Source organism: Streptomyces thioluteus (assembly GCF_039535865.1).
Map to the genome: position 1 here is coordinate 24,996 of NZ_BAAAXZ010000033.1, position 12,805 is coordinate 37,800.

Here is a 12,805-nt window from a genome sequence, read left to right on the forward strand (position 1 = left end):
ACGTTCGGCAGGTGATCTCTACCTCACGGGTGAGGGGTCTCTCCTCCCCGGGGAGGAGGGTTCCCCCACCCCAGGACCGATTTCCCCCTGATATCCCAGGGATTCGTTGTCTCCGCATAAAGAGCTTCCCTAGCGTAGGTCTGCCCGCACAGACATTCCCATCCCGTCTCCGGGCCGTGCCACCACCAGTTTGAGGGGGAGCTCCACACCATGTTCCGACGAGTCGGACGGTTCGCCGTCCACCGGCCATGGCTCACGATCGTCGCGTGGATACTCGCGGCGGTCGCGCTGGGCATGCTGGCGCCGGGTCTGAAGTCCACCAGGGACCAGGCGGAGTTCCTGCCCTCGCACTACGAGTCGGTGAAGGCGGGCAAGCTCCAGGAGAAGGCCTTCCCCCAGACCGAACAGTCCGCGTCGATCATCGTGTTCAAGCGCGGGGACGGCGGGAAGCTCACGGCCGCGGACAAGCAGGACGTCGTCAAGGTCACGAACGGCCTGCAGAACAAGCACTTCGAGAAGATATCCAAGGTGGCGACGAGCCCCCAGGCCGTCTCCCCGAACGGCGAGATCGCGCTGGCGAACATCGTCTCCACCGACAAGGACCTGAACAACCAGAAGCTGCTGGACTCGGTCAAGCAGCTCCGCAAGGACGCCAAGCCCCTGCTGCAGGGCACCCAGTTGAAGATGGGCGTCACCGGCCAGGCGGCGTCCACCGTCGACGCGATGGAGTCCTCCGGTGACACGGACGGCTTGATCATGATGGCCACGCTGGTGCTCATCGTCGTGCTGCTGCTGGTCATCTTCCGCAGCCCGCTGATCGCGATCCTGCCCGTGATCATCATCGGTATCGTCGCCTCGGTGGCCAACGGCCTGATCGGCACCGCCGCCGAGGTCGGCGGACTCAAGGCCGACGCCAGCATCTCCCAGATCCTGATCGTCGTCCTCTTCGGCATCGGTACGGACTACATCCTCTTCCTGCTCTTCCGCTACCGCGAGCTGCTGCGCGCCGGCAAGGAGCCGAAGGAAGCCCTGGCCGAGGCCGTGGCCCGGGTCGGCGAGACCATCGCCTCCGCCGCCGGCGCGGTCATCGCGTCCTTCCTCGCCCTGCTGCTGTCCACCATGGGCATGCTGGCGGCGATGGGCCCGTCGCTGGCGATCGCCGTCGCGGTAACCCTGGTCGCGGCGCTCACCCTGGTCCCCGCCGTCTTCTCGCTGCTGGGCCGGGCGGCGTTCTGGCCGTCGAAGGCATGGAAGAAGACCCCGAAGAACCGCATGGCCAACGCGGTCGGCGGCCTCGTCTCCCGGCGTCCGGCCGCGGTGGCGCTGCTGTCCACCGTGGTGCTCGCCGTACTGGCCGTGGGCGCGTTCAGTTTCAAGAACAAGTTCGACATGGACAGCCAGCTGCCCGCCAAGCTGGAGTCCGTCCAGGCGATGAAGGACCTCCAGAAGGGCTTCTCCGCCGGCCAGTCCGACCCGGCCATGGTCTACCTGGAGTCGAAGAACAAGGCGCCGCTCGACAAGGGCGAGCTGGAGGCGTTCCGCGGCAAGATCGCGGCGGTCAAGGGCGTGGCCCAGGTCGCCCCGGCCGTCCCCAACAAGGACGGGTCCGTCGCGCAGTACACCGTCGTCACCAAGGACAAGCCCACCGCGGACAAGGCCATCAGGGTCGTCGGCGACGACCTGCGCGACGCGGCGCACGCCGCCGCGCCCAAGGACACAGAGGCCCTGGTCGGCGGCACCTCGGCGGTCCTCGCGGACGTCGAGAAGGCCGTCGCCCACGACTACAAGGTGGTCTTCCCGGTCGCCGGTCTCGCGATCATGGTGATCCTGGGCCTGCTGCTGCGCAGCCTGGTGGCCCCGGTCTACCTGATGCTCGCCGTGGCCCTCGGCTACGGCGCCACGCTCGGCTCGACGGTCTGGCTCTTCCAGGATGTGAAGGGCGAGGACGGCATGCTCTTCATGCTGCCGATCATCATCTACCTCTTCGTGGTCGCCATCGGCACGGACTACAACATCCTGATGGTCGCCCGGCTCCGGGAGGAGGTCCGCAAGGGCGTACCTCCGCGGCAGGCCATCCGCACCGCGGTGGCCCAGTCGGCCCCGACGGTCTCCGCCGCCGCGATCATCCTCGCCGGTACGTTCGGCGTCCTGGTCCTCGCCGACAACTCGATGCTCCAGCAGATGGGCTTCGCGGTGGCCTTCGGCATCCTGCTCACGGCCTTCGTGATGGCGATGCTGCTGGTGCCGACGATCACGTCGCTGCTGGGCCACAAGGCCTGGTGGCCGGGCCACCAGGACGCGGTCCGGCCCGAAGGACCGGATGACCACCGGGCGGTGGCGGACGCGCCGTCGTACTCGGGTCACCGGTAGGAGGACCCCACCCCGCCCCCGCCCCTGACCGGGGAGGGGCGGGGCAACAGCGGAAGCCCGGGCCGAAGGCCCGGGCTTCACTGTGCTCAGAGCCGCCTGTCGGGTTCGAACCGACGACCCCCTGTTTACAAGACAGGTGCTCTGGCCAACTGAGCTAAGGCGGCACGCGGAAGCAGTCTAACCGGACTCCCCCGCCCGCCCGGCCGTGATTTTCACGACGTGGCCCGGGGCCTGCTGACAACCGGACCCCGCGGCGGTAGCGTCACCCGCAACCCGGCCCGATTGGACTGGACCACTCCCTCTACTCGGATCGTCCGGCACGTTCCTGCCGGTGAAGGGACCGCATCACCATGGCCACCGTCACGTACGACAAGGCGACCCGGATCTACCCGGGCTCCGACAAGCCCGCCGTCGACCAGCTCGACATCACCATCGAGGACGGCGAGTTCCTCGTCCTCGTCGGCCCGTCCGGCTGCGGCAAGTCCACCTCGCTGCGCATGCTCGCGGGGCTGGAGGACGTCAACGGCGGAGCGATCCGCATCGGCGACCGCGACGTCACGCATCTGCCGCCCAAGGACCGGGACATCGCCATGGTGTTCCAGAACTACGCGCTCTACCCGCACATGACCGTCGCCGACAACATGGGCTTCGCCCTGAAGATCGCCGGCGTGCCGAAGGCCGAGATCCGGCAGAAGGTCGAGGACGCCGCGCGCATCCTGGACCTCACCGAGTACCTGGGCCGCAAACCGAAGGCGCTCTCCGGCGGCCAGCGGCAGCGCGTCGCGATGGGCCGGGCCATCGTCCGGGAGCCGCAGGTGTCCTGATGGACGAGCCGCTGTCCAACCTGGACGCCAAGCTCCGCGTGCAGACCCGCACCCAGATCCGCCGGCCTGCAGCGCCGCCTCGGTCATCACCACGGTCTACGTCACCCAACGACCAGGTCGAGGCCATGACGATGGGCGACCGCGTGGCGGTGCTCAAGGACGGGCTGCTCCAGCAGGTGGACTCGCCGCGCAACACATGTACGACCGCCCGGCCAACCTCTTCGTCGCCGGCTTCATCGGCTCGCCCGCCATGAACCTGGTCGAGGTGCCGATCGCCGACGGCGGCGTGGAGTTCGGCAACAGCGTCGTCCCGGTCTCGCGCGAGGCGCTGTCGGCCCGCCGCGGACAAGGGCGACCGGACCGTGACGGTGGGCGTGCGGCCGAGCACTTCGACGTCGTCGGGCAGGGCGGTGACGCGCCCGCGCTCGCCAAGGACGCCTCGGCCGGTCTCGCCGTCACACGTCAACGTGGGTGGAGGAGCTGGGCGCCGACGGCTACGTCTACGGCACGGCCGAGGTCGGCGGGGAGCGGAAGGACCTCGTCGTCCGCGTCAACGGACGCAGCGTCCCGGAGAAGGGGCGCCACCCCTGCGCGTCGTCCCCCGGCCGGGTGAACTGCATGTGTTCTCGACGTCGTCCGGCGAGCGCTGAGCGATTGATTCACGCCGCCGTGCCGCCCGCGGGACGGGCGGCACGGCGGGCCCCGCGGGCGGTCAACCGGGCGCCCGCGCGCCCGGGCAGGGCCTCCCCTGGTCCGGGCGCGCGGGCGTCAACCGATTTCCCTCGGCCGCCGAAACAAACGTCACTCGACCGGGTGACTAAATGTCGCGGTCTCATTACGCCGTCGCTACCATCTGCGGCATGAACCAGGCCGCCCGCCGCATCGGCAGAACCCTCGCCCTCGTCCTCCCCGTCGTCCTCGTGCTCTCCGGGACCCTCGCGGTGACTCGTGTCCCGTGGGCGGCGCCCCAACGCCGAGTCCCAGGTGCTCACCGCATCCTCGGACGCCGCCTCCAGCCAGGCCAGGGCCCGCGCCCCGCACGAGGTGCTGCGCGACAAGCTGCTGACCGAGCTCCAGGAGAAGAACCCGGGCGTGGCCCTCACCCACCTCCAGGAGGCCACCAACGGCCGCCCCTCGCTGGCCCGTTACTGCGTGGACATCGACCGGGTGCTCGGCCAGGCGGCCGTCGCCAAGTACCACTCGGCGAAGAAGGCCCAGGCGTACGCCCGCCCCGTCTGCGACACCTCGTACGCCTCCGGGGTGGCCCAGGGCCACTGACGGCCCGCCCCCGGCACCCGTCGGGCCAACACCTTCCCGGCGAGCCTCTTTCCCGGCGAAGCCTCCCTCGCCGGCGCACGCCGGTCGCACCGCACCCCGCGGCCACGGCATATCGTGCGGGGCATGACCGGCACGCACCCCGCTCCCCGCACCCGCGCAAGCCGTGATCCTGGCGCGGTGCCAGGGGTCACGGCTTCGCCCGTTACACCGACGACCGCCCCAAGCCGATGGTGGAGATCCCCGGCACGGGCGTCCCGATCATCGGGCACCAGCTGGCCTGGCTGGCCGCCCGAGGGCGTCACCGACGCGGTGGTCTCGTGCGGCCATCTGGCCGAAGTCCTCCAGGCCTGGCTCGTGTCGGCCGACCTCCCGCTGCGGGTGACCACGGTCGTCGAGCCGGAACCGTCTCGCGCGGCGGCGGCCTCAAGCACGCGCGGCCTGCTGCCCCGCCCCGACCGAGCCCTGGTACGCCAACCAACGGCAGACATCTGGACGCGGTTCTCGCTGCGCGAGATGGGCCGCCTTCCACCACGAGCGGGACGCCACCGCCACCCTGGCGCTTGGCCCGGCGCGCATCCCCGTGGGGCGCGCGTTGAACCGACGAGTTCGGCCACGTCCTGGACTTCACTCGAGTCGCCGCCCTCGCCGTACCTCATCAACGCGGGCAGTCTACGTCTTCTCGCCGGGCTTCGCGGACCTGCTGCCGGAGCGCGGCGACCACGAGCGCACCACGTTCCCCCGGCTGGCCGGGAGCGCCGCCTGGCCGGATTCCGCTGCCGCAGGGGTCGTACTGGCGGGCCATCGACACGGCGAAGGACTGACCGACGGCCACCGCCGCGAACATGAGCGGTGACCAAGGGATTGGACGACGACGGCCCGTACCACCCCAGTGGGTACAGCAGGCCACGTTGCGCGCACGGCGGGCGGCGTCAGCCGAGGATGGACCGTCCGAGCGGCGCCGCACAGCCGCCGTGAGGCCGCCGGAGGAGCCGGTGCCGCCCGAGGACCCGCTGCCGCCGTACCGCCGCTGGTCGCGGCGCCCGTGGGGCTGTGCGGGGGCGGCCGGTGCGGCGGGCCGCTGGTCGCGTCTGGGGCGCGGGACGGGGTCCGCCCGAGGGTGGCTCCGGACGGCTGGAACCGGCCGGTCCCGTGGGGGACTTGACGGCGCCCTGGGGCGGGCGGCGTGGCGGACGGGCGTGGCCGTCCGGTGGCTCGTGGCGCTCGGCCGCGGACTGCCGGGCCCGGCCGGACCATGGGTGCCGCGCGGGGTGTTGCCGGACTCCGGGCGCTGCGGGAGCGGCGAGCCGGGCAGGCTGTTGACCGGCGGCGCGGACGGGGCGCCCGGCCGGGTGGCCGGCTGCGCGGAGCGGACGGCGCCGCCGAGCATCGAACCGGTCAGCAGCGTCAGCCCGATGAGCACGGTCGCCATGACGGCGCCGCGGCGCAGCACCCGCCGCCGCAGGTCCCCGAGCGCGGCCCGGGGGCCGAGCCGGCGCCACGCCTCGCCCGGCCAGCCCGGCCGTCGACGGAGTAGAAGGGGGCGCCGGCGATGACCAGCGGGCTCCAGGCGGCCAGGTAGATGATGTCGGGCGTGTCGTAGACGGGGTGCGCGCGCCAGCTGACGGTGACCATCAGCGCGATGGACAGCAGGGCCCCGACGGCGGCGGCGAGCCGCTGCCAGAGACCGAAGATCGTCAGGACGCCGACGATGATCTGGAGGAAGGGCCACCGTCAGGCCGGAGCCGACGGGGTGGGCGAGGGCGAACTCCCGCAGCGGCGCGGCCGCGGCCCAGGGGTGCAGGGAGGTCAGCCAGGTGACCATGGAGCCGCGCCTGCCGCCGTCGAAGTAGACGGGGTCGCACAGCTTGCCCATGCCGGCGTAGACGGAGATCAGCCCGAGGAAGATCCGCAGCGGCAGCAGGACGACGCCGAGATTCATCCGGCGGCCGGGGTAATAGGCGTGCCGGACGGAGTCACCGCCCTGGAGGGAACGGCCCGTTGGGTCGTCGTCCTCGTCGGGCCAGTCGGCCTCGTCGTCGAACTCGCCGTTCGGGTACGGCTGTTCGTCGAACGCACCGGTCGTGGGGCGCATCCCGCGCAGGAGTTGGGTCTGCTCGGCGGGGCCGCGCGGGCCGACCACCGTGGCGGGGGCGTCCCCGTCGACGCCGAGGCGCGGCAGGACCTGGGTGGCACCCGCGTCACCACCGCCCCCGACGGCGGCGTGCATGGCCTCCAGCAGCTGGGTGGGGGCCGCGTCCCCGGGCGCCGCCCGCCCGCTCCACACCACGGGGGCCCGGCGCCTGGCCGGGCCCTTGACGGTGGGCAGCTGCGTCGTGTCGGCGGCGATCCCGGCGAACTGCCGGGCGCGATGCGGGGGACGCGCGAGCTGCACGCGGAAGCTCAGGTGGTTGCCGGAGACCTGCGCGGGATCGGACGGGACCTTCACCGTACTCAGCGCGGGCTGGTCGTCGTACCCGGAAGAGCTTCCCCCCGTAGGTGTGCGGGGTGTTCTGGTGTCCACACTCATCTAACCGAGTGACCGGAGGTTAGGACACTGCCTTGACCGACACGGGTGTCCGAGACCCGTCAACGTGGCTGCGCCGCCCGTGCGATGACGGCGCAGCCGTTCGCACTAGGCGCGGCGGCGGGCCGCCTCGTAGAGGACGACACCGGCGGCGACGCCCGCGTTGAGCGACTCCGCGCCACCGGGCATGGGAATGCGCACCCGGAAGTCGCAGGTCTCGCCGACGAGCCGGGACAGGCCCTTGCCCTCGCTGCCCACGACGATCACCACGGGGCCTTCCAGGGCGTCGAGTTCGTGCAGCTCGACGTCGCCGTCGGCGGCCAGGCCGACGACCATCAGGCCCTCCTTCTGGTACGCCTCCAGCATCCGCGTCATGTTGGTGGCGCGGGCCACGGGGGTGCGGGCGGCGGTGCCGGCGGAGGTCTTCCAGGCACTGGCGGTCATGCCGGCCGCGCGGCGCTCGGGGACGACCACGCCGTGGCCGCCGAAGGCGGAGACGGAGCGGACGACGGCGCCGAGGTTGCGCGGGTCGGTGATGCCGTCGAGGGCGACGATCAGCGGGTCCTCGCCGTTGTCGGCGGCGCGGGCCGTGAGGTCCTCGGGGTGGGCGTAGTCGTACGGCGGCACCGACAGGACCAGGCCCTGGTGGTTGAGCCCGTTGGTCATGCGGTCGAGCTCGGGGCGGGGGGCCTCCATGAGGTTGAGGCCCTTGTCCGTGGCGAGCTGGAGCGCCTCGCGCACGCGCTCGTCGCTGTCCACGAACTGCTGGACGTAGAGCGTGTTCGCGGGGACGCCCTCGCGCAGCGCCTCGACCACCCGAGTTGCGGCCGACGACCAGCTCGTTGGTGCCCTTGGGGCCGCCACGGCGCGGGGCCGGACGGCGCTGGGCCTGCTTGGCCTGGGCGTTGGCGACACGGTTCTTCTTGTGCCCCTTGCGCATGCTCGCGGGCGGGGTGGGGGCCCTTGCCCTCCAGGCCCCGGCGCCGCTGGCCGCCGCTGCCGACCGTCGCGCCCTTCTTGTTGGACGTGCGGCGGTTCCTGCGCTGGCTGTTGCCGGCCATGGGGGTCACCTGTTTCTTTACTGCTCAGAGCCGCCCGTACAGCGGCTCAGTAAACGTACGTACGAAAAGTGTCGCTCAGGACAGCGACCAACGCGGACCGGACGGGGTGTCCTCGATCGCCAGGCCGGACTGCTGGAGCTGGTCGCGGATGGCGTCGGCGGCGGCCCAGTCCTTGCGGGAGCGGGCCGCCTGGCGCTGCTCCAGGACCAGGCGGACCAGCGAGTCCACCACGCCGTGCAGGTCGTCGCCGCGGTCCGAGCCGGCGGCCCACTGCTCGTCCAGCGGGTCCAGGCCCAGGACGCCGAGCATCGCCCGGACCTCGGCCAGGCGGGCGACGGCGGACTCCTTGTCGTCCGCGCTCAGCGCGGCGTTGCCCTGGCGCACGGTGGTGTGGACGACGGCCAGCGCCTGCGGGACGCCGAAGTCGTCGTCCATCGCCTCGGCGAACGCCGGCGGCACCTCGGCCGCCGGCTCGACCGCGCCGGCCTTCTCGACGACGCGCTGGACGAAGCCCTCGATCCGCGCGAACGCCGACTCGGCCTCGCGCAGCGCCTCCGGGCTGTACTCGATCATCGAGCGGTAGTGCGGGGTGCCCAGGTAGTAGCGCAGGACGATGGGGCGCCACTCCTTGACCATCTCCGAGACCAGCACGGAGTTGCCGAGCGACTTGGACATCTTCTCGCCGCTCATGGTGACCCAGGCGTTGTGCGCCCAGTACCGCGCGAAGTCGTCGCCGAAGGCCTTGGCCTGGGCGATCTCGTTCTCGTGGTGCGGGAAGATCAGGTCGAGGCCGCCGCCGTGGATGTCGAAGGCGGTGCCGAGGTATTTGTGCGCCATGGCCGAGCACTCCAGGTGCCAGCCCGGGCGGCCGCGGCCCCAGGGGGTCTCCCAGCTGGGCTCGCCCTCCTTCGCCGCCTTCCACATGGCGAAGTCGCGCGGGTCGCGCTTGCCGGTCTCGCCCTCGCCGGAGGGCTGGAGGAGGTTCTCCAGCTCCTGGTTGGAGAGCTGGAGGTAGCCGGGGAAGGAGCGGACGTCGAAGTAGACGTTGCCGTCGGACGCGTAGGCGTGACCGCGCTCGATCAGCCCGCGCATCATCTCGATCATCTCCGGGACGTGCCCGGTCGCCCGCGGCTCGACGGTCGGGCGCAGGCAGCCCAGCACGTCGTAGCCGTCGTTGAAGGCGCACTCGTTCTCGTAGCCGATGGACCACCACGGGCGGCCCTGCTCGGCGGCCTTGTTGATGATCTTGTCGTCGATGTCGGTGACGTTGCGGACCAGGGTCACGTCGTAGCCGCGGTAGGTGAACCAGCGGCGCATGATGTCGAAGTTGAGCCCGGAACGGATGTGGCCGATATGGGGCGCGGCCTGCACGGTCGCGCCACAGAGGTAGATCGAGACGCAGCCCGGGACGATCGGGGTGAAGTCACGGATCTGCCGGGCGCTGGTGTCGTACAGGCGAATAGTCACGGAACCAGGGTAGTGGGCGCGGGGCAGTGCCTCGGGCCCGTACGGCACGGAGCAGGCGCGATGCCGCCACCGGCCCTGACACTCACCCACTTTGCCCGTTATTTAATGTTTTGCGGCAAAAATGCAATTCCGCGTGATAGCTTCCCGGGCACACCTCGGGACAGGCGGGGCGCCGCGGACACCAGGAGGGGCGTTGCACTCCACTCTGCCGCCACAGCAGGAGCACTCGGAACCCCCGCGCACCGCGCCGCACGCCCCGCCGCCGGGCGGCCGGCGACCCGGCAGGGTGGCCGCCCTGGACGGGCTGCGGCTGTGCGCGGCGCTGATGGTGGTCGCGTACCACTGGATGGCCTTCGGCAGCGGCGCCTGGGGCGCCCCGGCCCGCGCGGTCTTCCCCACGGCCCATGTGCCGGCCTCCTACGGCTGGCTGGGCGTCCAGCTGTTCTTCCTGATCAGCGGGTTCGTCATCTGCATGAGCGGCTGGGGCCGGGGCCTCGGCGAGTTCGCCGCCTCGCGCGCCGCCCGGCTCCTCCCGGCCTACTGGTTCGCGGTGCTGCTGGTGTCCCTCGTCGTACGGCGGTGGCCGACGGTCAACTCCGCCCCCGCCCTGCGGGACGTCGCCGTCAACCTGACGATGCTCCAGGATCCCCTCGGGGTGGAACCCGTCGACGGCGTCTACTGGACCCTCTGGATCGAGGTCCGCTTCTACCTCCTCTTCGCCCTGGTCGTCGCCGCGGGCCTCACCTACCGGCGGGTGCTCGCCTTCTGCGGCCTGTGGGCCTGCGCGGCCCTCATCGCCCGCGCGACCGGCGACGACCTGCTGCGGGAGCTCCTGCTCCCCTACGACTGCTGGTACTTCCTCGCGGGCATCGCCTTCTACCTGATGCACCGCTTCGGGCCGAACGCGCTGCTCTGGCTGATCACCGGCGGAAGCCTGCTCATCGCGCAGCACGACCTGGTGGCCGCCCAGGCCAGGGCGGAGTCCCACATGGGCCACCGGGTGCCGCACTGGCCCACCCCCGCTGCTGCTCGCGCTCTTCTTCCTCGCGATGTCCGCCGTGGCTCTGGGCTGGACACGGCGGCTCGACTGGCGTTGGCTGTCCACCGCCGGGGCGCTCACCTATCCGCTCTATCTGCTCCACGAGCGCGTCGGCTGGGTGCTCATCAAGCACGCCGACGGCCGGGTGCCGGCGCACGTCCTGCTGCCCGTCCTGGCGGTCGCGATGCTGATGGCCGCCTGGCTGGTGCACGTGGGGATCGAGCGCCCGCTGGCCCGCAGGGTCCGCGACGGACTGCGGCGGGCGACGGCCGCAGTCCGGGCCGGCTGACCGCCCGCACCGTACGGCCCACGGACAAGAGTTGGGCCCATGGACACCGGACGGTCATGAAAGGGCACGGATGAGTACCACCATCCAGGGGAGACGGTGGAGAAAAACAGGGACAGGAGACCACTGTCACGGTCATCCGGCAGCCCCCTGTGTCAGCATTCCCGCACACCCCCGCTACGTACGACGATCCGACAAGCCACGGAAGAGGACGACATGCGCTTCGCCAGGCGAGGTGGCCCCGACGGCAGCCCGGCGACCGCCCGGCGCCAGGCACCCAGACTCGTTGTCCTGGACGGTCTCCGCATCGTGGCGGCCCTCATGGTCGTGGTCTTCCACTACACGGCCCTGCGCGGCGGCTGGGGACAGAACCCCGACGAGGTCTTCCCCGTCCTGCGCACGGCCACCCGCTACGGCTGGATCGGCGTCGAGGTCTTCTTCCTGATCAGCGGCTTCGTCATCTGCATGAGCGCCTGGGGCCGGTCGCTGGGCGACTACGTGGTCTCCCGGGTCTCGCGGATCTACCCCGCCTACTGGTTCGCGATCTTCCTGACCGCGGGCGTCATCACGCTGTGGCCGCAGGTGCGCAGCGTGGAGAACATGGACGTGGTCTTCACCAACCTGACCATGGTCCAGGAGGCCTTCGGGGTCTGGGACGTGGACGGCGTCTACTGGACGCTCTTCATCGAGCTCAAGTTCTACGTGCTCTTCGCGATCGTGGTGGCCACCGGCGTCACGTACCGCAAATGCGTGCTGTTCTGCGGCCTGTGGACGCTGGCGGCGGTCATGGTCCCCAAGTCGGACAGCAAGCTGCTCGAGATGTGGGCGATGCCGCTCTACACGCCGTACTTCGTCGCGGGCATCTGCTTCTACCTGATGCGCCGCTTCCGGCCCACCGCGCTGCTGTGGGGCATCGTCGGGATGTCGCTGCTGATCGCCCTGCACGGGGTGCCCAAGCGGGTCGCCGACAACACCAACGCCGGCATCCCGACCCTGCCCGCGAAGGTGATAGTGGTCGCGGCGTTCGCGATCATGGCGCTGATCGCGCTGGGGTACCTGGACCGGATCCAGTGGCGCTGGCTGACGACGGCGGGCGCGCTGACCTTCCCGCTCTACCTGATCCACCAGTACATCGGGATGACCGTCATCCACGGCCTGCGCGAGCACGTCCCGCCGTACCCGCTCGTCGGCGGCCTGATCGTGGTGATGCTGCTGGCGGCGTGGCTGATCCAGCGGTATGTGGAACGGCCGTTGGGGAAGTGGATGCGGCGGGCTCTGCAGCGCGGCATGGAGGAGGTCCGCCGCGAGTCGGCCTCCGCGCCCGCGCCGAAGGTCCTCCGCAAGGACCCGCTGCCGGCCCTGCAGGAGCCCCGCGGCCACAAGCCGGCGGAACCGGACCGCGTGTCCGCGGGCACGACGGACGGGTTGTAGGGAGATCCGGCGCCGGACGGGCTGAACAGCCCGCCCGGCGCTTGAGGACAACCCGCGCGGAGCGCGGTGAGAAACGGTGAAAGGGCGGGGCGGGGGCTCAATCCCGGGCGCGGAGCGCCCGCCTACAACGACCCGACCACCTTCCGCGGAGCGATCCGCACGACCACCCGCTGCGCGTCCTCCCCCGCCGCCGGGTTGAAGTCCGCGTAGTCCTTGCCCGTGTACTTCCGCGAGAGCTCGTCGATCAGCTCCGGCCCGCCCTCGGTGGTGATCGTCGCCGTGCCGCGCACCTCGGCGTAGGTGTACGGCGCGTTGGGCGGGTTCACCAGCACGGTCACCCGGGGATCCCGCCGCAGGTTCCGCTCCTTGCGGCGGCCGACCGTCGTCGAGATCAGCAGGTCGTCGCCGTCGCGCTTGACCCAGGTCACCGAGACCTGCGGGCTCCCGTCCGGCTGGACGGTCGCGACCGTGACGAAGGCGGGGTTGTCGTCGAGGTACTGCTTCAGGTCGTCGGAGAGCACGGCG

The 12,805-nt window shown here is 71.3% G+C and carries 5 protein-coding genes, 1 tRNA gene and 4 pseudogenes; 6 read left to right on the plus strand and 4 right to left on the minus strand.

The window, feature by feature from the left end:
* The first annotated feature begins 210 nt into the window (after positions 1-210).
* Positions 211-2,370, plus strand: coding sequence for an MMPL family transporter (locus tag ABD794_RS04260; protein ID WP_344960969.1), 2,160 nt, complete (start codon positions 211-213; stop codon positions 2,368-2,370).
* Positions 2,371-2,460: 90 nt separating this feature from the next.
* Here the strand turns inward: ABD794_RS04260 and ABD794_RS04265 are convergent.
* Positions 2,461-2,534, minus strand: a tRNA-Thr gene (locus tag ABD794_RS04265).
* A gap of 186 nt (positions 2,535-2,720) precedes the next feature.
* On the opposite strand from ABD794_RS04265, the pseudogene ABD794_RS04270 reads away from it, so the two are divergent.
* From ABD794_RS04270 to ABD794_RS04280, 3 pseudogenes are all read left to right on the plus strand, one after another.
* Positions 2,721-3,844, plus strand: a pseudogene (locus ABD794_RS04270) (ABC transporter ATP-binding protein).
* A 210-nt stretch (positions 3,845-4,054) separates the two neighbouring features.
* Positions 4,055-4,472 (plus strand): annotated as a pseudogene (locus tag ABD794_RS04275) (hypothetical protein).
* A gap of 163 nt (positions 4,473-4,635) precedes the next feature.
* Positions 4,636-5,293: pseudogene (locus tag ABD794_RS04280) on the plus strand (nucleotidyltransferase family protein).
* 1,811 nt (positions 5,294-7,104) lie between these two features.
* On the opposite strand, the pseudogene rlmB reads toward ABD794_RS04280, so the two are convergent.
* Together rlmB and cysS are read right to left on the minus strand one after the other, a co-directional pair.
* Positions 7,105-8,057: pseudogene (gene rlmB, locus ABD794_RS04290) on the minus strand (23S rRNA (guanosine(2251)-2'-O)-methyltransferase RlmB).
* A gap of 75 nt (positions 8,058-8,132) precedes the next feature.
* A complete protein-coding gene (gene cysS, locus ABD794_RS04295; RefSeq protein ID WP_344960970.1) occupies positions 8,133-9,524 on the minus strand; it encodes a cysteine--tRNA ligase in 1,392 nt (463 codons plus the stop codon).
* Between the two features lie 193 nt (positions 9,525-9,717).
* Here cysS and ABD794_RS04300 point away from each other — a divergent pair, with 193 nt between their 5' ends.
* Together ABD794_RS04300 and ABD794_RS04305 are read left to right on the plus strand one after the other, a co-directional pair.
* Positions 9,718-10,926: an acyltransferase family protein gene (locus ABD794_RS04300; RefSeq protein ID WP_344960971.1), complete on the plus strand. Its 1,209-nt coding sequence runs from the start codon at positions 9,718-9,720 to the stop codon at positions 10,924-10,926.
* Positions 10,927-11,065: 139 nt separating this feature from the next.
* Positions 11,066-12,280: an acyltransferase family protein gene (locus tag ABD794_RS04305; RefSeq protein WP_344960972.1), complete on the plus strand. Its 1,215-nt coding sequence runs from the start codon at positions 11,066-11,068 to the stop codon at positions 12,278-12,280.
* A 122-nt stretch (positions 12,281-12,402) separates the two neighbouring features.
* Here the strand turns inward: ABD794_RS04305 and ABD794_RS04310 are convergent, their stop codons facing one another.
* The gene (locus ABD794_RS04310; protein WP_344960973.1) at positions 12,403-12,801 is read right to left on the minus strand and encodes a PPOX class F420-dependent oxidoreductase; all 399 of its coding nucleotides are present in this window, start codon (positions 12,799-12,801) and stop codon (positions 12,403-12,405) included.
* Positions 12,802-12,805: the final 4 nt, after the last annotated feature.

Coding starts and splice junctions, on each gene's coding strand:
- ABD794_RS04305 (WP_344960972.1), top strand. CDS start 11,066: ATGCGCTTCGCCAGGCGAGGTGGCCCCGACGGCAGCCCGGCGACCGCC.
- ABD794_RS04260 (WP_344960969.1), top strand. CDS start 211: ATGTTCCGACGAGTCGGACGGTTCGCCGTCCACCGGCCATGGCTCACG.